Genomic DNA, 20,272 nt, shown 5'->3' with positions numbered 1-20,272 from the left:
CCGGCGAGGAGGGCGGTGGCCGATCCCGTGTCCGCAACGGACGGGATCGGCCACCGGAGCGTTCCGGCAAGCCCTGCGGGTCAGAGCTTGCGGTCGGCGACGGGCGGCAGATAGACGCCGGTGAAGACGTCGTCGGCGGTCGGCTTGTTCTTGAAGTCGTAGCCGAGGCCGATCTGCTCGATCGACTTCGAAAGCCGCGCCTGGTCGACGCCGCCGAAGCCGTGCTGCTTCACCCACGGCGTCACGATGTTGTCGCGCAGCGCCATCTTCAGCCGGGCGAGCTCGGTCGCCTCGTCGGCGGTCTCGTTGCGCTTCATCACCGACTTGATGGCGCTGTCGGGATCCTTGATGGTGTCGAGCACGCCCTTGATGGTGGCGCGCACGAAGCCCTCGACGACGTCGGGATGCGCCTTGGCGTAGTCGGGGTTCACCATCACCGCGTTGCCGTACAGCACCAGGCCGTAGTCGGACATCAGCATCATCTTGATGTCCTCCGGCTTCAGGTTGCGCTGCACCAGGTTGAAGTACATCGAGAAGGAGAAGCCGGTGATGGCGTCGACCTTGCCGTCGGCGAGCATCGGCTCGCGCACCGGGAAGCCGATATTGTCGATCTTCACCTTGGAGGCGTCGATGTCGTTCTCCTTCACGAACGCCTTCCACTGGGCGAAGGCGCCGTCGGCGGCCGGCGCGCCGAGCACCTTGCCTTCGAGGTCCTTCGGCTTGCCGATGCCGGTCTTGGTGGTGGTGGCGATCGCGAACGGCGGCGCGTCGTAGACCATCAGGATGGCCTTCACCGCCTTGTCGGGATTCTGGTCGCGGAACTTCACCAGCGAGTTGATGTCGAAGAAGCCGAGCGGATAGGTGCCGGCCGCCACCCGGCCGATGCCGGCGACCGAGCCGGGGCCGGTGTCGACGGTGACGTTCAGTCCCTCTGCCTTGTAGTAGCCCTTGTCGATCGCGACGAAATACGGCGCGGCCGGGCCCTCGAACTTCCAGTCGAGCGCGAATTTCACGTCGGTCTCGGCGTGCGCCGGTGCGGCCAGCACCGACAGTGCGGCCGCCAGGACGCCGAACAGAACAGATTTGGTCATCGTGCGTTTTCCTTCGCCATGCGGGCTCTTCGTCGAATGGGCTCGATGCGGGGTCGGTCGCTCGGAGTGCAGCAAGCCGTGTGCCACGCAAATCGGCACGTGGCAGCGTGATTTTATCCCGCCTTGGCGGCAGGGCTGCTCAAACGAACGTCAACAGCGAAAAATTTGCTCGAGGAACCGGCGGATTTCTCACGGGAAGGCCGATCTGGGGACGATCACCGGCGACGTGTCGCCGCGTCTGATCAGCTTCCCCGATACGTGGCATGGCTCCACGGCGTGATCAGCAACGGTACGTGATAGTTGGCCTCGGGATCCGCGACCGAGAACCGCACCGGCACCACCGAGAGAAACGGCGGATCGGCGAGCGGCACGCCTCTGCCGGCAAAATAGGCGTCGACGGAAAACGTCAGCTCGTAACGGCCGATCGGCACCGGGCGACCGCTGATCAGCGGCGCGTCGGTGCGGCCGTCGCGATTGGTGTAGGTTTCAACGATCGGCCGCCGCGTCTCGTCGGCGTCGATCTCGTAGAGCACGATCGGGATGTTCTCGGCCGGCCGTCCGGCGTGCGTGTCGAGCACGTGAGTCGAGAGCTTGCCTGTGAGCGGCAGGCGGTCTCGTGCCTCCACCAGCTGATCGAGCCGCAGCGCGGCGATGCGAAACACCTCGTCGAGCGCCGTCCGGTGCTCGGTTTCCGCGTCGTTCGCGAGCCGCCGCTCGAATGTTCTGAGAATCGACCACTTTGTATGACGACGAACGCAGACGATGAACGGAATACCGAATTTTTCGCGGTAGGATCCGTTCAGATGATGAAACACCTGAAACTCGCGTTCCGTCAGGCGATCGAGCCCGGCGCTCGCCTGCTCGGCGGTCGAGGCCGCCGTCAGCTCACCGGCGCGGGCGGCCTTGCCGGCGAGATCGGGATGCGCCGCGAGCAGCTCGTGTTGCTGTTCCGACGGCGCCGCGCGCACCGCCGCGATCATCGCGTCGGCGAGCGCCGCGAGCGTCTCGAACGGGCGGCGGTCGGCGACCGCCGCGGCGGCCCAGGGCGAGTGCTCGAACACCCCGCCGAGCGCTGCGATGAAACTCTCCCGGTCGGCGCCGTTCAGATCGTCGATCGAGATTTTGTTCGTCATCGCCGCCTCGTCGGATCGTCTGCGGATGCCTGATCAGGAGTTGGACGGACTGCTTGGCGCTTCACCTCTCCCCGCTTGCGGGGAGAGGTCGGACCGCAGAGCGGTCCGGGTGAGGGGGATGTCGAGCGAACCATGCCAACCGCGGGAAACGACGACCTCATCCCGAGTGTCGCCGAAGGCGGCGTCTCGAAGGATGAGGTGCGCTCCGTGGCCTCGCCCTTCGAGATGCACTCCTGCGGAGTGCTCCTCAGGACGAGGGGCGAACTCTGTCGCCGTTCGTATCATTGGCGAATCCGCCCGTCGATCCGGCTCACCGATTTCGGTTCACCCGAAATCGGCAGTCTTGCGATGCGGACTTCGGCTACGGCCGCCGTCCGATGCTCGCCGACCCTCTCTCTCCGTGGGCGAAGGTGAACGCGGGAGCAAATCGGCCGGAAACGCACGAAACGTCCGTTTTGCCGGACGCCGGGCTCACGCGTAGCGGCCGTGGCAGTGCTTGTACTTCTTGCCGGAGCCGCACGGGCAGGCCTCGTTGCGGCCGACCTTGCCCCAGGTGGCGGGGTTCTTCGGATCGCGCTCGATGGTGGGGGCGGCCGCCTGGCCGGCGCCGTAGCGGACGTCGACATCGGCCGGGACGTACTCCTCGTCGCCCATGCCGATCGCCGCCGGATCGAGCTGCTGCGCCTCCATGAAGGGCAGCGGCGGCGGCTCCTCCGGCTGCTGGACGATCTCGACCCGCATCAGCTGCGCCGTCACCGCCTCGCGCAGCCCCTGGCTCAGCTGCTCGAACAGGGCGAACGCCTCCGCCTTGTACTCGTTGAGCGGATCGCGCTGGCCGTAGCCGCGCAGGCCGATCACGTTGCGCAGATGGTCGAGCATCACCAGGTGCTCGCGCCACAGGTGGTCGAGCGACTGCAAGAGGATCGACTTCTCGACGTAGCGCATCACGTCGGGGCCCCACTGGCCGGCCTTGGCCGCCATGTGCTCGTCGGCGTGGCGCTCGATGCGGGCGATCAGCTCCTCGTCGGCGATGCCCTCTTCCTTCGCCCAGTCGTCGACCGGCAGCTCGAGGCCGAGCACCCGGGACAGCTCCTCCTTCAGGCCGGCGGTGTCCCACTGCTCGGGATAGGCGTTCTCCGGCACGTGCTTGGAGACCAGATCGTCGATCACGCTGCGGCGCATGTCGGCGACGATCTCGGCGGTCACCTCGTCGCGCATCCAGTCGATGCGCTGCTCGAAGATGACCTTGCGCTGGTCGTTCATCACGTCGTCGTACTTGAGAAGGTTCTTGCGGATGTCGAAGTTGCGCGCCTCGACCTTCTGCTGCGCCTTCTCCAGCGCCTTGTTGATCCACGGATGGACGATCGCCTCGTTCTCCTTGAGGCCGAGCCGGCGCAGCATGCCGTCCAGCTTGTCCGACCCGAAGATGCGCATCAGGTCGTCCTCGAGGGACAGGAAGAACTTCGAATGTCCGGGGTCGCCCTGGCGGCCGGAGCGGCCGCGCAGCTGATTGTCGATGCGGCGCGACTCGTGGCGCTCGGTGCCGAGCACGTAGAGGCCGCCGGCCTTCAGCGCCTTCTCCTTCAGGCGGGCGATCTGCGCCTTGATCGACTCGATCTTCTGTTCGCGCTCGGGGCCCTCCGGCACGTCGGCGAGCTCGACCTTGATGCGCATGTCGGCATTGCCGCCGAGCTGGATGTCGGTGCCGCGGCCGGCCATGTTGGTGGCGATCGTCACCGCGCCGGGCACGCCCGCCTGCGAGACGATGTAGGCCTCCTGCTCGTGATAGCGGGCGTTGAGGATGGCGAACACCTTCGGATGGCTGCCGCCCTCGTCGCCGGAATAGAGCGCCGCGAAGGCGTGCGGGTCGGAGAAGTCGTGCGACTCCCAGCCGCGCTGTCGCAGCATGTCGGCGAGCTGCTCGGACTTCTCGATCGAGGTGGTGCCGACCAGCACCGGCTGGCCGCGCTGCTTGCAGTCCTCGATCACCTCGATGATCGCCCGGTATTTCTCGCCGGCGGTGCGATAGACCTCGTCGTCGTCGTCGATGCGGACCATCGGCAGGTTGGTCGGCACCTCGACCACCTCGAGGCCGTAGATGTCCATGAACTCGCTTTCTTCCGTCAGCGCCGTGCCGGTCATGCCGGCCAGCTTCTCGTACATGCGGAAGTAGTTCTGGAAGGTGATGCTGGCGAGCGTCTGGTTCTCCGGCTGGATCGGCTGGCGCTCTTTCGCCTCGAGCGCCTGGTGCAGCCCGTCCGAGTAGCGCCGGCCCGGCATCATGCGGCCGGTGAACTCGTCGATGATCACCACCTCGCCGTTGCGGACGATGTAGTCCTTGTCCCGCTGGAACAGCTTGTGGGCGCGCAGCGCCTGGTTGACGTGGTGGACCACCGAGACGTTCTCGACGTCGTAGAGCGAGTCGGTCTTGAGCTGGCCGGCCTCGCGCAGCATGCGCTCCATCTTCTCCATGCCGGCCTCGGTCATGGTGACGGTGCGCTGCTTCTCGTCGAGGTCGACGTCCTCCTTGTCGAGGCGGGGAATGAAGGCGTCGATGGTGTTGTAGAACTCGGAACGGTCGTCGAGCGGGCCGGAGATGATCAGCGGCGTGCGCGCCTCGTCGATCAGGATCGAGTCGACCTCGTCGACGATCGCGTACACATGGCCGCGCTGGACCATGTCCTCCACGCGGTACTTCATGTTGTCGCGCAGATAGTCGAAGCCGAGCTCGTTGTTGGTGCCGTAGGTGACGTCGCAGGCATAGGCTGCCTTGCGCTGCTCGTCGTCGAGCCCGTGCACGATCACGCCGACGGTCAGCCCGAGGAAGCGGTAGACCTGGCCCATCCACTCGGAGTCGCGAGAGGCGAGGTAGTCGTTGACGGTGACGACGTGGACGCCGCGGCCGGTCAGCGCATTGAGATAGACCGGCAGGGTCGCGACCAGCGTCTTGCCTTCGCCGGTCTTCATCTCGGAGATGCGGCCCTCGTGCTGCACCATGCCGCCGATCAGCTGGACGTCGAAGTGGCGCTGGCCGAGCGCGCGCTTGGCCGCCTCGCGGACGGTGGCGAAGGCGGGCACCAGGAGGTCGTCGAGGGTTTTCCCCTCGGCCAGCTCCTTGCGGAAGGCGTCCGTCCGGGCGCGCAGCGCCTCGTCGGAGAGGGCGGAGACCTCGGCCTCGAGAGCATTGATCTCGGCGACACGGGGGCGGTAGGCGCGAATACGACGATCGTTCGACGTTCCGAACAGCTTGCGGACGACGGCGCCCAACATGCCGGAGATCCTTACATCTGAGGCCGCGGAGGACGGCGGCCGGCCCGAGGACGCCGGCCGAGCGGCCCTCGGTCCCGCAGCGGCCGACGGAGAGCGGCGCGTGGGACGGCCGAGGTGCGACGACGAAAAACCCTTGTGGGACGCACCGGCGAGCGATCGAGAGATAGGAGGGGGTCCAGGGCTTGTCAATTGCCGCCGTGTCGACGAAACACGCCGCAATCATGCCGTCCTTTACCGATAGCAGGGCGCCGGACGCGGTCCGGCGCGCGGTGCGCGAGGGCGGCGTCGACCGTTCCGGGCATCGGGCGAGAACGCCCGCCTTTTCAAGGATATTCGATGATCACGCTTGCTTCGTCCCGTCCGGCGCGCGCGCGCGTCGGTTTCGTTGCGGCGCTTCTGGCGGCGGTGCTGGTGCCGGCGGGCGGCGTCGCGCTGGCGCAGGCTCAAAGCCCCGCCGCCCCGGCGGCGCAGGCGACGGCGCCGGCCGGCGATCCGGTGGTCGCCACCGTCGACGGCACGCCGATCCGGCAGAGCGACCTCGCCCAGGCCGAGAAGGATGTCGGCGCCGCCATCCCCGCCGGCACCGAGGAGGCCAAGCGCGACTGGCTGGTCAACTACATGACCGACATGACGCTGCTCGCCAAGCAGGCCGAGGCCGACAAGATCGCCGACGCGCCGGAGTTCAAGGCGCGCCTCGCCTATCTGCGCCAGAAGGCCCTGATGGAGGCGGTGCTCGACAAGACCGGCGCCGAGGCCACCTCCGACGAGGCGATGCGCCACGTCTATCAGGAGGCGCTCAAGCAGATGGGCGACGAGCAGGAGGTGCATGCGCGCCACATCCTGTTCCGGGTGCCCGACGCCGGAGACGCGGAGGCCGCGAAGAAGGCCGAGGAGGCCGCCAAGGCGGCGCTCGCCCGAATCAAGAAGGGCGAGGACTTCGCCAAGGTCGCCAAGGAGCTGACCGACGACCCGCCCGGCAAGCAGGACGGCGGCGACCTCGGCTGGTTCACCAAGGAGCAGATGGTGCCGCCGTTCTCGGAGGCCGCCTTCAAGCTCGAGGAAGGCCAGGTGTCGGAGCCGGTCAAGACCTCGTTCGGCTGGCACATCATCAAGGTCGAGGGCAAGCGCAAGCGCCAGCCGCCGACCTTCGAGCAGGTGAAGGAGCAGATCGAGACCTTCGTCACCCGCAAGGCGCAGATCGACCTCGTGAACAAGCTGCGCAACGACGCGAAAATCGTCCGCCTCGACAAGCCGGCCGATGCCGCCAAGCCGGACGCCGCCAAGCCGGATGCCGCGAAGTCGGACGCCGGCAAGGCGGATGCGGCGAAGCCCGATGCGGGCAAGCCCGCGCCGGAGAAGAAGTGAGGCGCATGCGCCGACGTCTTCGCCTCTCCCCGCACCGCGGGGAGAGGCCGGAGCCCGCGCCGGCCGGCGGGGCTCCCGAATTTCAGCCGTCATCGCCGGGCCGGCCGCAGGCCGAGACCCGGCGATCCATCACGCCGAACGCATAGACGTTTTCGATTTCGATGGATGCGCGGGTCGCAGCCCGCGCATGACGGACGCATGCGTTCGAGGCGATGTGTGAGTGCTCGAGCGCGATAGGGGGAGAGGGAAGCGTACGGCCGCGCGTGGGAACGGGGCAGGAACTGTGTCCCGCCGCCAAACGCTTGACCCCGCCCGCCGGCGCTCCTAATCGACCCGGCACGCAGGGCGCGGGACGACTCGCGCCGCATTTCCAGGATTTTTCCGATGGCCGCCGTCTCTCCGCTCGCGCCCGCGCGCTTTCCCGACATGCCGGCGATCGAGGGGGTGAGGGTGGCGACCGCCGCCGCCGGCATCCGCTATGCGGGGCGTACCGACGTGCTGCTGGCGCTGCTCGATCCCGCGACCACCGTCGCGGGGGTGTTCACCAAGTCCAAATGCCCGTCGGCGCCGGTCGACTGGTGCCGGGCGCGGCTGAAGGGTGGCCGGGCGCGGGCACTGGTGGTCAATTCCGGCAATGCCAACGCCTTCACCGGGCGCTCGGGGCGCGAGGCGGTGACGCTGACCGCCGACATCACCGGAAAAGCGACCGGATGCCCGTCCGGCGAGATTTTCCTCGCCTCCACCGGGGTGATCGGCGAGCCCCTGCCGGCCGAAAGATTCTCCGGGGTGATGGACGGCCTCGCGGCGGCGGTGACCGCCGGGCGGTGGGAGGAGGCGGCCCGCGCCATCATGACGACCGACACCTTTCCGAAGGGCGCGACCGCGACCGTGAACCTCGGCACCGTGCCGGTGACGATTTGTGGCATCGCCAAGGGTGCCGGCATGATCGCGCCCGACATGGCGACCATGTTGAGCTTCGTGTTCACCGATGCGCCGATCGCCGCCCCGGTGCTGCAGGCGCTGCTCGCGCACGGCGTGGAAGACACGTTCAACGCGGTGACGATCGACGGCGACACCTCGACCTCCGACACGCTGCTCGCCTTTGCGACCGGCGCCGCCGAAAAGCGCGGGGCGGCGCGGGTCACCCGGATCGGCGATCCGCGGCTCGCCGAGTTCCGCAAAGGGTTTCTGTCGGTGCTGGCGAGCCTCTCCGAGCAAGTGGCGCGCGACGGCGAAGGCGCGCGAAAGCTGGTCGAGATCGTGGTCGAGGGCGCGGCTTCCAAGAAGGCAGCGCGAAAGATCGCGATGACGATCGCCAACTCGCCGCTGGTGAAGACGGCGATCGCCGGCGAGGACGCGAACTGGGGCCGGGTGGTGATGGCGGTCGGCAAGGCCGGCGAGCGGGCCGACCGCGACAGGCTGTCGATCTGGTTCGGCGGCGTCCGCGTCGCCCACCAGGGCGAGCGCGATCCGGCCTATGACGAGGCCGAGGTGTCGGCGCTGATGAAGAAGCCGGAGATTTCGCTGAAGGTGGATCTCGGGCTCGGCAAGGGCCGCGACCGCGTGCTGACCTGCGATCTCACCAAGGAGTACATCGCCATCAATGGCGACTACCGCTCCTGATACCGACTTTTTCGCCATCGGACGCGCCGCGCACGGACAACCCCCGCGTGGCGCGCTCCGGATCGCAAGGCGCGAAGGGAGAGCGGCGAGCCGCGAGCCGCCTTACGGCTTCGCCATCCGGCAGGCGGGATTGTAGGTCCAGTTGCGGTCGAGCCCGGTCACGCACCAGTCGACCCCGGAGCTCGCGCCGGCAAAGCCGGTGTTCTCGGTGATCGAATAGTGGATCGGCCGGTAGTGCCCGTCGCTGGTCAAGACCTTTCCGGTGCAGAAGCGGCGCGGGATGGTGCCCGACGCCCACGGCATGAACGACACCTCGTGGACGCCCTGGAAGCCGACGATCGTCAGCGGCGAGTTCCAGAAGCGCGACTCCTTGGTCGCGAAGTCCTCCTGGATGGTGATCAGCGGAAAGGACTCGTCGCACAGCGGCACGACGGCGTCGTAGCGCGGCCCGGACATCCAGAAATTCAGCTCGAGCAGATTGGCGGCCCGGCTTTCGGCCGCTGCGGCGCAGGTGAGCGCGGCAGCGGCCGAGAACGCCAGACCGGTCCTGCGCAAGAGGCTGCGCATGGTCGGTCCCCCTCTTCCCCGACCCGGACGGTGCCTCGCCGGTTTCCGGGGGTCAAGGCCAGAGGCCCCGCCGGCGCGCATGTCGGCGACGAGGTGTGGCGCGGCTGCACCGGCGCGGTCGTGCGTCACCGCCAGTCCCCCAGCACGGCCTGCACCACCGCGAGCGCGGCGACGGCTGCGGTGTCGGCGCGCAAGATGCGCGGACCGAGCGCGAGGCGGATCACCCCGGGGCGGGCGATCAGCATCGCCCGCTCGTCCTCCGAAAAGCCGCCCTCCGGGCCGATCAGCACCGCGAGCGGCACGGCGAGCGGCACGCCGGCGCCCGGTCCTGCCTCGTTCCGGGCGGAATCTCGGACGGCATCCCGCACGGCGGCGAGCGCCGCCAGCGGATCGGCCACGGGAGCGTCCTCGTCGCAGAAGATCAGCCGGCGGTCGGCCTCGAGCGCGCCGACCGCGGCGGCGAGCGGCGCCGGCTCGTAGATGTCGGGCAGCGTCAGGATGCCGCACTGCTCGGCCGCCTCGATGGCGTTCGCCCGCATGCGGGCGCCGTTCACCCGCTCGGCCTGGGTGTGCCGGGTGGTCACCGGCGCGAGGCCGGAGGCGCCCATCTCGACCGCCTTCTGCACCATGTAGTCGAGCCGCGCCCGCTTGAGCGGAGCGAACAGATAGAGGAGGTCGCCCGGCGCCGGCTGCGGGCGCGTGCAAGCCTCCGCCACCAGCGCGAGCGTGCGCTTTCCGGCCTCGGCGAGCACGGTCCGCCACTCGCCGTCGCGCCCGTTGAAGGCGAGCACCCGGTCGCCCGGCTTTTGCCGGAGCACGTGCTCGAGATAATGCTGCTGGGGTGCCTCGAGCGCGACCCGCGCACCGGGGACGAGCGGCGCCTCGACGAACAGCCGGGGCTCGCGAAAGTCGTAGCGCGCCATGCGCTCCCTCCCGCCGGAGGCCCCGTGCCGACGAATCGCCGGGGCCGGCCTTGCGACGATGGGCGAAATGACGGCACTTCGCCGCCTTATCGCCGGATTCGGCGCCTCTTTTAGAGGGACGCGCGACGCGGGCACAGGGGGAACGACATGCGGATCACGCGACCGGGACGGCCGGGTCGGCGGCAATGGCGGACGATCGGGGTGCGGCCGGCGGTACGGTCGGGCGAAACGCGCGCCATCGCGGCGCTGGTGCTGGGCGCGGGGCTCGTCGCCGCCGCGCTGCCGGCGAGCGCGCAATCCCCCTGGCCGGACGCCTCGTCGAGCGCCTCCACCAGCACCGCGCCGTGGCCGAGCAGCACCCCCGCCAAACCGACCGCGAACGCCCCCTGGCCGTCGGCGGCTCCGAAGCAGGCGGCCCCGGCCGCCGCTCCCGCGTCGGCACCCGCATCGTCCGCGACGGCATCGGCCGCCCCGACCGCGCCGGCCGCGAGCGCGCCGGCGCCCTGGCCGTCCAGCCCGCCGCAGGCCGGCGTCGCGCCGTTCCCGCCCGCGGGCGCCCATCCGATGACGCCGATCCCGGGCGCCGGTGGAGGTTTCGGCGGCGGCGGCGGTGGCCCGTCCGCCGCCCAGCAGGAATGCGTGCGCAACTTCACCCGGCTGAAGGAGGAGACCGACAGCCGCGGCCGCGCTGCCAACGCCGTCCGCAGCCGCAAGGCGCCGGTGCAGGAGCAGTGCAAGGCGATCAAGGCGTTCGCCGCCTCGATCTCGAATTTCGCCAAGTACGTGAAGGCCAAGGCGTCGAGCTGCGGCTTCCCGGCGCAGCTGGTGACCCAGCTCGAGCAGGGCCGCACCCATCTCGCCAAGGTCGCCCAGCAGTGCGACGGCGCGGCCCAGATGGGCGCGGCGCCCGGCCCGCGGCGGCCGCAGACGCTGAGCGAGGTGCTCGGCACGTCGCGCTCGGCGGTCGGCTCGTCGAGCGGCGGGAATTCCGGCTACGGCACCTACAACACGCTGACGGGCAACGTTCTGGCACGGTGAACGGACGGACGGAATGAGCACATTGCAGGGGCGGGTCGCCGACTCGATCGGCAACTGGGTCGATCACGGCGCGCCCGAGTGGCTGCGGCCCTATCTGCGGCTGTCGCGGTTCGACCGCCCGATCGGCGCCTGGCTCCTGCTGATCCCGTGCTGGTGGTCGGCCGGGCTCGCCGCGGTGCATGCCGGATGGCCGCTGCCGAACGTCTGGCACCTCGTGCTGTTCTTCGTCGGCGCCTTCGTGATGCGCGGGGCCGGCTGCACCTGGAACGACATCGCCGACCACGACATCGACAAGCGGGTGGAGCGCACTCGCTCGCGGCCGATCGCGTCCGGCGCGGTGACGATGTCGCAGGCGCTCGCCTATGCGGTGCTGCAGTCGCTGATCGGCTTCCTGGTGCTGGTCCAGTTCAACGGCTTCGCCATCTGGACCGGCATCGCCTCGCTCGGCATCGTCGCCGCCTATCCCTTCATGAAGCGCTTCACCTACTGGCCGCAGAGCGTGCTCGGCCTCGCCTTCTCGTGGGGCGCGCTGATGGGCTGGGCGTGCGCGCTCGGCCGGCTCGACGTCGCGCCGGTGCTGCTCTATCTCGGCTCGATCGCCTGGGTGATCGGCTACGACACGATCTATGCCCACCAGGATCGCGCCGACGACCTTTTTGCCGGGGTGAAGTCGACCGCGCTTCTGTTCGGCGAGCGCACCAAGCCGGCGCTGATGGCGCTTTACGGAATTGCCGTGGTGCTGATCGGCCTCGCCGGGCTTTTCGCCGGCGCCGGTGTGTGGTTCGCGCTCGGGCTCGCGGCGTTCGCCGGCCATCTCGGCTGGCAGATCGCGACCGTCGACATCTCCGACAACCCGAACTGCCTGAAGCGCTTCCGCTCGAACCGCGACGCCGGCCTGCTGCTGTTCGCCGGCATCGTCCTCGACGCGCTCCTGTGACCGAGCACGTCGGTCGCCGGCCGGGGAGCCCGCGGCCGGCGATGTCGAAAAATCAGTCGCCGCGCCGGCCGGTCTCCCAGCCGAGCATCGCCCGCTTTCGCGTGAGACCCCAGTGGTAGCCGGTGAGCGAGCCGGTCTTGCCGATGACGCGATGGCACGGCACCACGAAGCACACCGGGTTCTTGCCGACCGCCGCACCGACCGCGCGCGCCGCCTTGGGGCTGCACACCGTCCCGGCGACGTCGGAATAGGTCGTCACCCGGCCGAGCGGGATCTTCAACAGCGTCTCCCACACCCGGACCTCGAAGTCCGAGCCGATCAGCACGATGCGGAGCGGCCGGTCGGGCCGCCACAGCGCGGGATCGAACACCCGGCGGGCGAGCGGCGCGGTGCCGGGCTGGTCGCGCACATAGACGGCGTTCGGCCAGCGGCCCTGCATCTCCCCGAGCACCTCGTCCTCGTGGCCGGCGTCGGCGAAGGCGAGGCCGGCGAGGCCGCGCGAGGTCGCCATGACGACCGCCATGCCGAACGGCGAGGGATGAAAGCCGTAATGCAGCACGAGGCCGGCGCCGCCCGCCTTCCATTCGCCCGGCGACATCGCCTCGTGGGTGACGAACAGGTCGTGCAGCCGGCCCGGTCCGGACAGGCCGACCTCGTAGGCGGCGTCGAGCACGCTCGCCGACTCGCGCAGGAGCTTTCGCGCATGGTCGAGGGTGAGTGCCTGCAGGAAGGCTTTTGGCGTGAGCCCGGCCCAGCGGCGGAATAGGGCCGTCAGGCCGTCGGTCGAGAGGCCGGCGGCGTTCGCCACCGCCTCGATGTCCGGCTGGGTGCGCCAGTGCTCGCCGAGAAAGGCGATCGCCCGACGGACCCGGTCGTAGTCGTCGGCTGCCCGCAGCAGCGGCGCCGAGTCGGTGCGGCGCGGCGGCAGGATTTCCACGGGATCGGTGAGGCTCATCGTGCTCATGATACCGGATCTACGGGGCGCCGGCTTCGGGATCCACCCGATTTCCGAAAGGCCCCGCCGCGCTCTCCTCCGCCGCCCTCTCGTCCGCCACTCGTCCGTCCGCCGGGCCGCTCCGGGTCGGGCCGCGCCTCGCTTCCCCGAGCGCGCCGGCCAGCGCATCGAAGAAGGTGTCCTTCTCGGCCGGCGCCAGCCAGTGCCCGACCACCAGCCTGCGCCCGTGCGACACCAGCGTCAGCCGGCGGGTGCCGAAATCCGGATCGATCTCGCGGTCCAGTCTCGCCCACACCGGGTTCAGCGTCCACTCGGCGATCGCCCCGGTCGGGCCGACCCGGCGAACCAGCAGCATCGAGGGCGTCACCACCACGTGCTCGGCGGCCCGCCCGCTGCGATAGCTCGCGCGAAACGCCCAATAGACGAGCCCGACATCGAGGCCTAGAAAGCCGGTGATCGGCCACGCCCCGGTGACCAGAAACAGCCCGCCGAGCGCCGCCCCCGCCCCGCCGAGCACCAGCATCAGCGCGGCAAAGCCCGCGCGGTCGAGCGAGCGGTGCGGCGTCACGACCGCCGAGAACAGCGTCGGCTCGGGGTCCGGCAAGCCCGGATCTGGCAAGCCGGGATGTGGCGGTCCCGGATCGGGGGGCGGATCGAAGGCGGTCATCGGCGGCTTTCGGGGGTCGATCGATGACAATACGGGAGAACGTGCTTTGATCCGCAAGCCGCGCACGACGGCGGCGACCGCCGCCTCCGCCAGTGCCGCGACACCGCCGGCGCCGAAGCGAGCCACCCGCAAGAAGGCTGCGGCGGCACCGAAGGCGGCCGCCGTGACGGCCTGGACGCCGGCCGAGATCGACGAGGCGTTTCGCCGCTTCCACGAGAAGAACCCGGAGCCGAAGGGCGAACTCGAGCACATCAATCCCTTCACGCTGCTGGTCGCGGTGGTCCTGTCGGCGCAGGCGACCGACGCCGGCGTCAACAAGGCGACCCGCGGCCTGTTCGCGGTGGCCGACACGCCGGAGAAGATGGTGGCGCTCGGCGAGCCGCGGCTGCGCGACTACATCAAGACGATCGGCCTGTTCAACACCAAGGCGAAGAACGTCATCGCGCTGTCGGAACGGCTGATCGCCGAGCACGGCGGCATCGTGCCCGCGACCCGCGAGGCGTTGGAGACGCTGCCCGGCGTCGGGCGAAAGACCGCCAATGTCGTGCTCAACATCGCCTACGGGCAGGAGACCTTCGCGGTCGACACCCACATCTTCCGGGTCTCCAACAGGACCGGGCTAGCGCCCGGCAAGACGCCGCTCGAGGTGGAGCAAAAGCTCGAGCAGGTGGTGCCGAAGGATTTTCGTCTGCACGCGCACCATTGGCTGATTCTGCACGGGCGTTATGTCTGCACGGCGCTGCGCCCACGCTGCCCGGTCTGCCCGATCGCCGATCTGTGCCGCTATCCCGACAAGACGGTGCCGTCGGCCGGGACGGCGACCTGATCACGAGGCGCCTGCCGATTCTCACCTCTCCCCGCGCGTGACGGGATGCACACATCGCCGCGAATGCATGCCTCCGTCATGCGCGGGCTCCGACCCGCGCATCCATCGAAGTCGAAAAAAACATTCTTTTGTTCGATGTGATGGATCGCCGGGTCGCGGCCTTCGACCGGCCCGGCGATGACGGCGGAGATCTTTGGCGATTTCCGCAGCACGGATCGAAACACCCGGCATTTTGCCCTTGTGTGCATCCCATAGCCCGCGGGCGGGGAGAGGGAGAGCAGGCGCCGCCGCCGCCGCGCGGTCCTCGCCGCCGCCGCCGCCGCGCATGCCCTCAGAACCCGACCTTGTCGCCGCCCTTGAGGGCGAGGATCTCGCGGGCGTCGTCTGGCGTGGCGATCTCGAGGCCCAAACCTTCGATGATCTGCCGCACCTTCGTGACCTGCTGGGCGTTGGAGGTGGCGAGCTCGCCGGGCCCGATCCACAAGGAATCCTCGAGGCCGACCCGGACATTGCCGCCCATCGCCGCCGACATCGCCGCGATCGGCATCTGCGCGCGGCCGGCGCCGAGCACCGACCACCGATAGGTGTCCGGCCCGAGCAAACGGTCGGCGGTGCGGCGCATCATCGCCACGTCCTCGGGATGGGTGCCGATGCCGCCCAAAATGCCGAACACCGACTGCACGAACAGCGGCGGCTCGACCAGCTTGCGGTCGAGGCAATGCGCCAGATTGTAGAGGTGGCCGATGTCGTAGCACTCGAACTCGAAGCGGGTGCCGTTCTCCCGGCAGGTCTTCAGGACGAACTCGATGTCCTTGAAGGTGTTGCGGAAGATCAGGTCGCGCGTGCCCTCGAGATAGGTCCGCTCCCACTCGTGCTTGAACTCCTTGAAACGGTTCAGCATCGGAAACAGGGCGAAATTGATCGAGCCCATGTTGAGGCTCGCGAGCTCCGGCTTGTGGACGGCGGCCGGGCGCACCCGCTCCTCCACCAGCATGGTCGGCGAGCCGCCGGTGGTGATGTTCACGATCGCCCCGCAGCCGGCCTTGATCTTCGGGAGAAATTTCGAAAAGGCCTCGGGGGACTGGTCGGGCCGGCCGGTCTCGGGATTGCGGGCGTGCAGATGGACGATGGCGGCGCCGGCTTGCGCCGCGCCGATCGCCGAGGCCGCGATCTCGTCCGGCGTCACCGGAAGGTGGGGCGACATCGAGGGGGTATGGATCGCCCCGGTGATCGCGCAAGTGATGATGACCTTGCTCTTGGCGGCCATGGTTCGGTGCTCCACTTCGGGATGTCTGTTTGATTGTCGGGACCGAACGGTCCCCTCCTCGGGCAGCGCGGCCTTGCGGCACGCGCATACCGGGAAGTCTGGCATCGATCCTCCCGGCTGGAAAGCACCGTGTGAGCCGCCTCACACGCGGGTTTTGGGCCGGCGAACCGGGGCGGGCAGGGCGGAAACCAACGGACAGGTGCGGACGACACCGCACGACACCGAGAGGACCACCCCCATGACCCAGTCGTTCAAGACCAAGCTCGCCGCCGTCGCGCTCGCCGCCGTCACCCTCGCGGGCGGGATCGCCGCCTCGACCGGCGAGGCCGCCGCCAAGCCGAAATTCCTCGGCCCGGCGATCGGGCTGGGCATCGCCGGCGCCGCGATTGGCATCGCCGCCGCCTCCACCTGGGGCCATCCGGCCTATGGCTACGGCTATTACGGCTATGGCGGCTGCCGCTTCGTGCCGCGCTATAATGCCTTCGGCGCCTATGTCGGCTCGGTGAAGGTGTGCCACGGCTGGTGACCTCGTCCCCGACCCACGGTCTTCATGTGCGAAAGGCCCGTCCGGTGCGCTCCGGGCGGGCCTTTCCGCATCCTGCGGCACCGCGCATGACGGGCGGCCGCGGCGGCGGCTTGCGCCGACCCCGTGTCCGCCTATAGTCCGCCGGCGATTTTCATTGGCCGAGGCGGCGCCGGAGAGAGAAAAACCCGGCGGCACGGCGACGAGGAGCGGCCGTCCGGCCGAAGACGAATGGCTAAGGGTGCGAAGGGCGACGTGAAGAAGGTGGTGCTGGCCTATTCGGGCGGGCTCGACACCTCGATCATCCTGAAGTGGCTGCAGTCGACCTATGGCTGCGAGGTGGTCACCTTCACGGCCGATCTCGGCCAGGGCGAGGAGCTGGAGCCGGCGCGCCAGAAGGCGCTGCTGCTCGGCATCAAGCCGGAGAACATCTTCGTCGAGGACCTTCGCGAAGAGTTCGTGCGCGACTACGTCTTCCCGATGTTCCGCGCCAACGCGGTCTACGAGGGCCAGTATCTGCTCGGCACCTCGATCGCCCGGCCGCTGATCGGCAAGAAGCAGATCGAGATCGCCGAAAAGGTCGGCGCCGACGCGGTGTGTCACGGTGCGACGGGCAAGGGCAACGATCAGGTCCGCTTCGAGCTCGCTTATTATGCCTTGAAGCCCGACGTGACGGTGATCGCGCCGTGGCGCGAATGGGACCTCACCTCGCGCACGAAGCTGATCGAGTTCGCCGAGAAGCACCAAATCCCGATCGCCAAGGACAAGCGCGGCGAGGCGCCGTTCTCGACCGACGCCAACCTCCTGCACACCTCCTCCGAGGGCAAGGTTCTCGAGGACCCGTCGCAGGATGTGCCGGACTATGTCTACAGCCGGACGGTGAATCCCGAGGACGCCCCCGACCAGCCGACCTACATCACGATCGACTTCGAGCGCGGCGACGCGGTGGCGATCGACGGCGAAAAGCTCTCGCCCGCGACGCTGCTGGCAAAACTCAACGATCTCGGCCGCAAGAACGGCATCGGCCGGCTCGACCTCGTCGAGAACCGCTATGTCGGCATGAAGTCGCGCGGCATGTACGAGACGCCCGGCGGCACCATTTTGCTCGCCGCTCATCGCGGCATCGAGTCGGTCACGCTCGACCGCGGGGCGATGCACCTCAAGGACGAGCTGATGCCGCGCTACGCGGAAATCCTCTACAACGGCTTCTGGTTCGCCCCCGAGCGCGAAATGCTCCAGGCGGCGATCGACAAGAGCCAGGAGTTCGTCACCGGGCGGGTGCGGGTGAAGCTCTACAAGGGCAGCGCCACCGTGGTCGGCCGCGAGAGCCCGTACTCGCTGTACGACCAGGAGCTGGTCACCTTCGAGGAGGGCGCGGTCGCCTACGACCAGCACGACGCCGAAGGCTTCATCAAGCTCAACGCGCTGCGGCTGCGCACGCTCGGCCAGCGCAACAAGCGCAAGACGGGGCGCTGATTTTTTTTCCGCTCCCGCCGCTGCCTTTCACCTCTCCCCGCGTGCGCTACAGGATGCACACATCGCCTCGGATGCATGCATCCGTCATGCGCGGGCTCGACCCGCGCATCCATCGAAATCAAAAAGCGTCTTTGTTTTCGGTTTGATGGATCGCCGGGTCGAAGCCCGGCGATGACGGCGGAGAGCTTATCGAGTCGCGCAGTTCCAACTGAAACGCTTGGCATTTTGTGTGAATCCCATAGCTCGCGCGCGGGGAGAGCGAGCCGGGCAGAGGAGGCGGCCCTCGTCCGTGGCATCTCCCGATGCCCGGCGACGCCTCGCCTTCTCGGCTCACGCTCCGCGAAACGCGGGCTTGCGCTTCTCCATGAAGGCGCGGCGGCCCTCGACGTAATCCTCGCTGACGAAGCAGGCGTGCACCATCGCCTCGCAGCGGGCGAGGTCGCGCTGCGATTCGTCCTTCACCGCCTGCAGGATCGCCACCTTGGCGGCGGCCACCGTCAGCGGCGCGTTGCCGGCGATGGTGGCGGCATAGTCGGCGACATAGGCGTCGAGCTCGGCGTCCGGCAGCACCCGGTTGACCAGCCCCATCCCGTGCGCCTCGGCGGCGGTGAACTGCCGCGCGGTGAAGAAGATCTCCTTCGCGAAGGCGGGGCCGACCAGGTCCACCACCATCTTCACGCCCTCGTAGGCGTAGCCGATGCCGAGCTTTGCCGCCGGCACCGCGAAGCGCGCCGCCTCGTTGCACAGCCGCATGTCGCAGCACACCGCGAGCCCCACCCCGCCGCCGAGGCACCAGCCGCGGATCTTTGCGATCGTCGGCTTGGGGAACTCGTGCAGCAGCGTGCTGGTGCGCTCGACCGCGGCATTGTAGCGCTCGAACGCCTCCTGGCTCGCCCGCTCGTCCTCGAACCGCGAGATGTCGGCGCCCGACACGAACGCCTTGCCGCCGGCCCCGGTCACCACCACCACCCGCACGTCGGGATCGGCGGCGAAATTTTCCAGCACGGTGCCGGCGCCCTCCCACATGTCGAGCGAGAGCGCGTTGTGCCGCTCGCGATTGTCGAAGGTCAGCGTGCCGACGCCCCCTTCCTTGGTCGCCACCACCTTGGCCGAGCCGGTCGCCACCTGCGTCATCGTTTCCCCCTTGGTCCGGCCGTTCGCCGACACATCTTACGGACACCGCACGGCTCGCGTGCGGTGCGGTAAAACCATCCCCGATGGCGCCGTGCTTGTCCATCGCGGCCGGTGGAGCCCGGCCGCCCGGCGTTTTCGCCGGGTCCGCTCCCGATCAGGCGGTGCTCGCCATCGCGCCGTCGTTCTGTTAGAGCCGGACGGCGACGGCCGGCCGCCGGTTCATCGGGGAGCCGCACGGCCGGAGCCGCTCGCCACGCGTTCCGTCCGAGCACGAGACGCCGGCGTAAACCTTCTGTTCGGGTTCGCATGGTTCGTGTGATGCGACCCGCATCGTCGGAGCTGCCGGGAGCGTCTGGACGAGAATGTATCCATCGTTGCGCGCGGCCCTGGAGGCCTTCGACCGCAAGATCGGCTGGAACCGGGTCGGCATCCTGGTGAGCCTCGCGGTCATCGTGATCGCCGCCGTGGTGCTGACCCACACGCTGCGCGGCATCGATTTCCATCAGGTTTTCGTCGCGTTGCGCGGCTACTCGCTGCACGAGGTGCTGCTCTCCTTCGCTTTCGTCGTGTTCGGCTACTTCACCTTGACGATGTACGACGTGTTCGCGCTGCACACGATCGGCCGCACCGACGTGCCGTATCACGTCGCCGCGCTCGCCGGCTTCACCAGCTACGCGGTCGGCCACAATGTCGGGGCGAGCGCCTTCACCGGCGGCGCGGTGCGCTACCGCATCTATTCGGGCTACGGCCTTTCGGCGATAGAGGTGGCGAAGCTGTGCTTCATCGCCGGCTTCACCTTCTGGCTCGGCAATGCCGCGGTGCTGGGGCTCGGCATCGCCTGGGCGCCGGAGGCGGCCTCCGCCATCAATCAGGTGCCGCCCTGGGTCAACCGGGTCTTGGCGGTGGTGATCCTCGCCGCGCTGGTGACCTATGTCGGCTGGGTGTGGCGCACCCACCGGGTGATCGGCCGGCGCAACTGGGAGGTCTCGCTGCCGAGCGGCCGGCTGACGCTGGTGCAGATTCTGATCGGCATCGTCGATCTCGGCTGCTGCGCGGCGGCGATGTACATGCTGGTGCCGGAGGAGCCCTATATCGGCTTCGTCACGGTGGCGGTGATCTTCGTCTCGGCGACGCTGCTCGGCTTCGCCAGCCACTCGCCGGGCGGGCTCGGCGTGTTCGATGCGGCGATGCTGGTCGCCCTGTGGGAGTACGACAAGGAGAAGCTGCTCGCCGGCCTCCTGCTCTTCCGGGTGCTGTATTACCTGGTGCCGTTTGCGGTCGCGCTGCTGGTGCTCGGCGGGCGCGAGTTGTGGCTGTCGTTCGGCGGCAAGGCCGCGGCGCGGACGAAGAAGGGCGCCGAACGGCCGGGGGCGGGCGCTCCGGCCGGCGCCGAGGCCGAGGACCGCGGCCTCGGCTGATCGGCCTCGGCCGATCGGTATCGCCACGATGCGCGAGCCGGTACGAAGGTTTGGCCGAA

17 protein-coding genes are annotated in these 20,272 nt (G+C 69.0%); 8 read left to right on the top strand and 9 right to left on the bottom strand.

The window, feature by feature from the left end; all coding sequences use genetic code 11:
* Positions 1–80: 80 nt before the first annotated feature.
* The 3 genes from A33M_RS13395 to secA all read right to left on the bottom strand — a co-directional run bounded on the left by A33M_RS13395 (position 81) and on the right by secA (position 5,494).
* Positions 81–1,091 carry an ABC transporter substrate-binding protein gene (locus A33M_RS13395; protein WP_008387942.1) on the bottom strand — a complete coding sequence of 337 codons (1,011 nt, stop codon included), beginning with the start codon at positions 1,089–1,091 and terminating at the stop codon, positions 81–83.
* Between the two features lie 242 nt (positions 1,092–1,333).
* Complete coding sequence (gene uraD, locus A33M_RS13390; protein WP_008387940.1) at positions 1,334–2,224, bottom strand: 2-oxo-4-hydroxy-4-carboxy-5-ureidoimidazoline decarboxylase; 891 nt, start codon at positions 2,222–2,224, stop codon at positions 1,334–1,336.
* A gap of 471 nt (positions 2,225–2,695) precedes the next feature.
* Positions 2,696–5,494, bottom strand: a complete 2,799-nt coding sequence (gene secA, locus A33M_RS13385) for a preprotein translocase subunit SecA (protein ID WP_008387937.1) — start codon at positions 5,492–5,494, stop codon at positions 2,696–2,698.
* A 336-nt stretch (positions 5,495–5,830) separates the two neighbouring features.
* Between secA and A33M_RS13380 the strand changes: the two genes are divergently transcribed.
* Together A33M_RS13380 and argJ are read left to right on the top strand one after the other, a co-directional pair.
* Positions 5,831–6,859, top strand: coding sequence for a peptidylprolyl isomerase (locus tag A33M_RS13380; protein WP_008387935.1), 1,029 nt, complete (start codon positions 5,831–5,833; stop codon positions 6,857–6,859).
* Between the two features lie 384 nt (positions 6,860–7,243).
* Positions 7,244–8,482: a bifunctional glutamate N-acetyltransferase/amino-acid acetyltransferase ArgJ gene (gene argJ / locus A33M_RS13375; RefSeq protein ID WP_008387933.1), complete on the top strand. Its 1,239-nt coding sequence runs from the start codon at positions 7,244–7,246 to the stop codon at positions 8,480–8,482.
* Positions 8,483–8,584: 102 nt separating this feature from the next.
* Here the strand turns inward: argJ and A33M_RS13370 are convergent, their stop codons facing one another.
* On the bottom strand, positions 8,585–9,049 hold the full coding sequence (locus A33M_RS13370) for a hypothetical protein (RefSeq protein ID WP_008387931.1): 465 nt from the start codon (positions 9,047–9,049) through the stop codon (positions 8,585–8,587).
* A 125-nt stretch (positions 9,050–9,174) separates the two neighbouring features.
* Positions 9,175–9,972: a 16S rRNA (uracil(1498)-N(3))-methyltransferase gene (locus tag A33M_RS13365; RefSeq protein WP_008387930.1), complete on the bottom strand. Its 798-nt coding sequence runs from the start codon at positions 9,970–9,972 to the stop codon at positions 9,175–9,177.
* A gap of 147 nt (positions 9,973–10,119) precedes the next feature.
* On the opposite strand from A33M_RS13365, the gene A33M_RS23970 reads away from it, so the two are divergent.
* Together A33M_RS23970 and ubiA are read left to right on the top strand one after the other, a co-directional pair.
* Positions 10,120–11,010, top strand: coding sequence for a hypothetical protein (locus tag A33M_RS23970; protein WP_157223460.1), 891 nt, complete (start codon positions 10,120–10,122; stop codon positions 11,008–11,010).
* 13 nt (positions 11,011–11,023) lie between these two features.
* The gene (gene ubiA / locus A33M_RS13355; protein ID WP_040620548.1) at positions 11,024–11,947 is read left to right on the top strand and encodes a 4-hydroxybenzoate octaprenyltransferase; all 924 of its coding nucleotides are present in this window, start codon (positions 11,024–11,026) and stop codon (positions 11,945–11,947) included.
* Positions 11,948–11,999: 52 nt separating this feature from the next.
* Here ubiA and A33M_RS13350 read toward each other — a convergent pair whose 3' ends face one another.
* Both A33M_RS13350 and A33M_RS13345 read right to left on the bottom strand, forming a co-directional pair.
* Positions 12,000–12,911 carry a bifunctional helix-turn-helix domain-containing protein/methylated-DNA--[protein]-cysteine S-methyltransferase gene (locus A33M_RS13350; RefSeq protein WP_008387921.1) on the bottom strand — a complete coding sequence of 304 codons (912 nt, stop codon included), beginning with the start codon at positions 12,909–12,911 and terminating at the stop codon, positions 12,000–12,002.
* A gap of 10 nt (positions 12,912–12,921) precedes the next feature.
* Positions 12,922–13,569 (bottom strand): DUF2244 domain-containing protein, encoded by a 648-nt coding sequence (locus A33M_RS13345; RefSeq protein WP_008387919.1) that lies wholly within the window; start codon positions 13,567–13,569, stop codon positions 12,922–12,924.
* Between the two features lie 46 nt (positions 13,570–13,615).
* On the opposite strand from A33M_RS13345, the gene nth reads away from it, so the two are divergent.
* A complete protein-coding gene (nth, locus tag A33M_RS13340; RefSeq protein WP_008387917.1) occupies positions 13,616–14,395 on the top strand; it encodes an endonuclease III in 780 nt (259 codons plus the stop codon).
* 331 nt (positions 14,396–14,726) lie between these two features.
* Here the strand turns inward: nth and A33M_RS13335 are convergent, their stop codons facing one another.
* Complete coding sequence (locus tag A33M_RS13335; RefSeq protein WP_008387914.1) at positions 14,727–15,662, bottom strand: 3-keto-5-aminohexanoate cleavage protein; 936 nt, start codon at positions 15,660–15,662, stop codon at positions 14,727–14,729.
* 238 nt (positions 15,663–15,900) lie between these two features.
* On the opposite strand from A33M_RS13335, the gene A33M_RS13330 reads away from it, so the two are divergent.
* Positions 15,901–16,188 carry a hypothetical protein gene (locus A33M_RS13330; protein ID WP_008387912.1) on the top strand — a complete coding sequence of 96 codons (288 nt, stop codon included), beginning with the start codon at positions 15,901–15,903 and terminating at the stop codon, positions 16,186–16,188.
* Positions 16,189–16,416: 228 nt separating this feature from the next.
* Complete coding sequence (locus tag A33M_RS13325; RefSeq protein WP_040620547.1) at positions 16,417–17,661, top strand: argininosuccinate synthase; 1,245 nt, start codon at positions 16,417–16,419, stop codon at positions 17,659–17,661.
* A 330-nt stretch (positions 17,662–17,991) separates the two neighbouring features.
* On the opposite strand, the gene A33M_RS13320 is transcribed toward A33M_RS13325, so the two are convergent.
* On the bottom strand, positions 17,992–18,795 hold the full coding sequence (locus A33M_RS13320) for an enoyl-CoA hydratase (protein ID WP_040620545.1): 804 nt from the start codon (positions 18,793–18,795) through the stop codon (positions 17,992–17,994).
* Between the two features lie 374 nt (positions 18,796–19,169).
* Here A33M_RS13320 and A33M_RS13315 point away from each other — a divergent pair, with 374 nt between their 5' ends.
* A complete protein-coding gene (locus A33M_RS13315) occupies positions 19,170–20,213 on the top strand; it encodes a lysylphosphatidylglycerol synthase domain-containing protein (protein WP_008387904.1) in 1,044 nt (347 codons plus the stop codon).
* Positions 20,214–20,272: the final 59 nt, after the last annotated feature.

Origin of the sequence: Rhodovulum sp. PH10 (genome assembly GCF_000293785.1) — a bacterium.
Taxonomy (GTDB): domain Bacteria; phylum Pseudomonadota; class Alphaproteobacteria; order Rhizobiales; family Xanthobacteraceae; genus Rhodoplanes.
This window is presented reverse-complemented; position numbering and strand designations above follow the sequence as displayed.

What these genes read in the sequence shown, in the direction of transcription:
- A33M_RS13350 (WP_008387921.1), bottom strand. Translation starts at nt 12,911, where the DNA reads ATGAGCACGATGAGCCTCACCGATCCCGTGGAAATCCTGCCGCCGCGC.
- A33M_RS13325 (WP_040620547.1), top strand. Translation starts at nt 16,417, where the DNA reads ATGGCTAAGGGTGCGAAGGGCGACGTGAAGAAGGTGGTGCTGGCCTAT.
- A33M_RS13335 (WP_008387914.1), bottom strand. Translation starts at nt 15,662, where the DNA reads ATGGCCGCCAAGAGCAAGGTCATCATCACTTGCGCGATCACCGGGGCG.
- argJ (WP_008387933.1), top strand. Translation starts at nt 7,244, where the DNA reads ATGGCCGCCGTCTCTCCGCTCGCGCCCGCGCGCTTTCCCGACATGCCG.
- A33M_RS13345 (WP_008387919.1), bottom strand. Translation starts at nt 13,569, where the DNA reads ATGACCGCCTTCGATCCGCCCCCCGATCCGGGACCGCCACATCCCGGC.
- A33M_RS23970 (WP_157223460.1), top strand. Translation starts at nt 10,120, where the DNA reads ATGCGGATCACGCGACCGGGACGGCCGGGTCGGCGGCAATGGCGGACG.
- secA (WP_008387937.1), bottom strand. Translation starts at nt 5,494, where the DNA reads ATGTTGGGCGCCGTCGTCCGCAAGCTGTTCGGAACGTCGAACGATCGT.
- A33M_RS13370 (WP_008387931.1), bottom strand. Translation starts at nt 9,049, where the DNA reads ATGCGCAGCCTCTTGCGCAGGACCGGTCTGGCGTTCTCGGCCGCTGCC.
- ubiA (WP_040620548.1), top strand. Translation starts at nt 11,024, where the DNA reads ATGAGCACATTGCAGGGGCGGGTCGCCGACTCGATCGGCAACTGGGTC.
- A33M_RS13320 (WP_040620545.1), bottom strand. Translation starts at nt 18,795, where the DNA reads ATGACGCAGGTGGCGACCGGCTCGGCCAAGGTGGTGGCGACCAAGGAA.
- uraD (WP_008387940.1), bottom strand. Translation starts at nt 2,224, where the DNA reads ATGACGAACAAAATCTCGATCGACGATCTGAACGGCGCCGACCGGGAG.
- A33M_RS13380 (WP_008387935.1), top strand. Translation starts at nt 5,831, where the DNA reads ATGATCACGCTTGCTTCGTCCCGTCCGGCGCGCGCGCGCGTCGGTTTC.
- A33M_RS13330 (WP_008387912.1), top strand. Translation starts at nt 15,901, where the DNA reads ATGACCCAGTCGTTCAAGACCAAGCTCGCCGCCGTCGCGCTCGCCGCC.
- A33M_RS13365 (WP_008387930.1), bottom strand. Translation starts at nt 9,972, where the DNA reads ATGGCGCGCTACGACTTTCGCGAGCCCCGGCTGTTCGTCGAGGCGCCG.
- A33M_RS13395 (WP_008387942.1), bottom strand. Translation starts at nt 1,091, where the DNA reads ATGACCAAATCTGTTCTGTTCGGCGTCCTGGCGGCCGCACTGTCGGTG.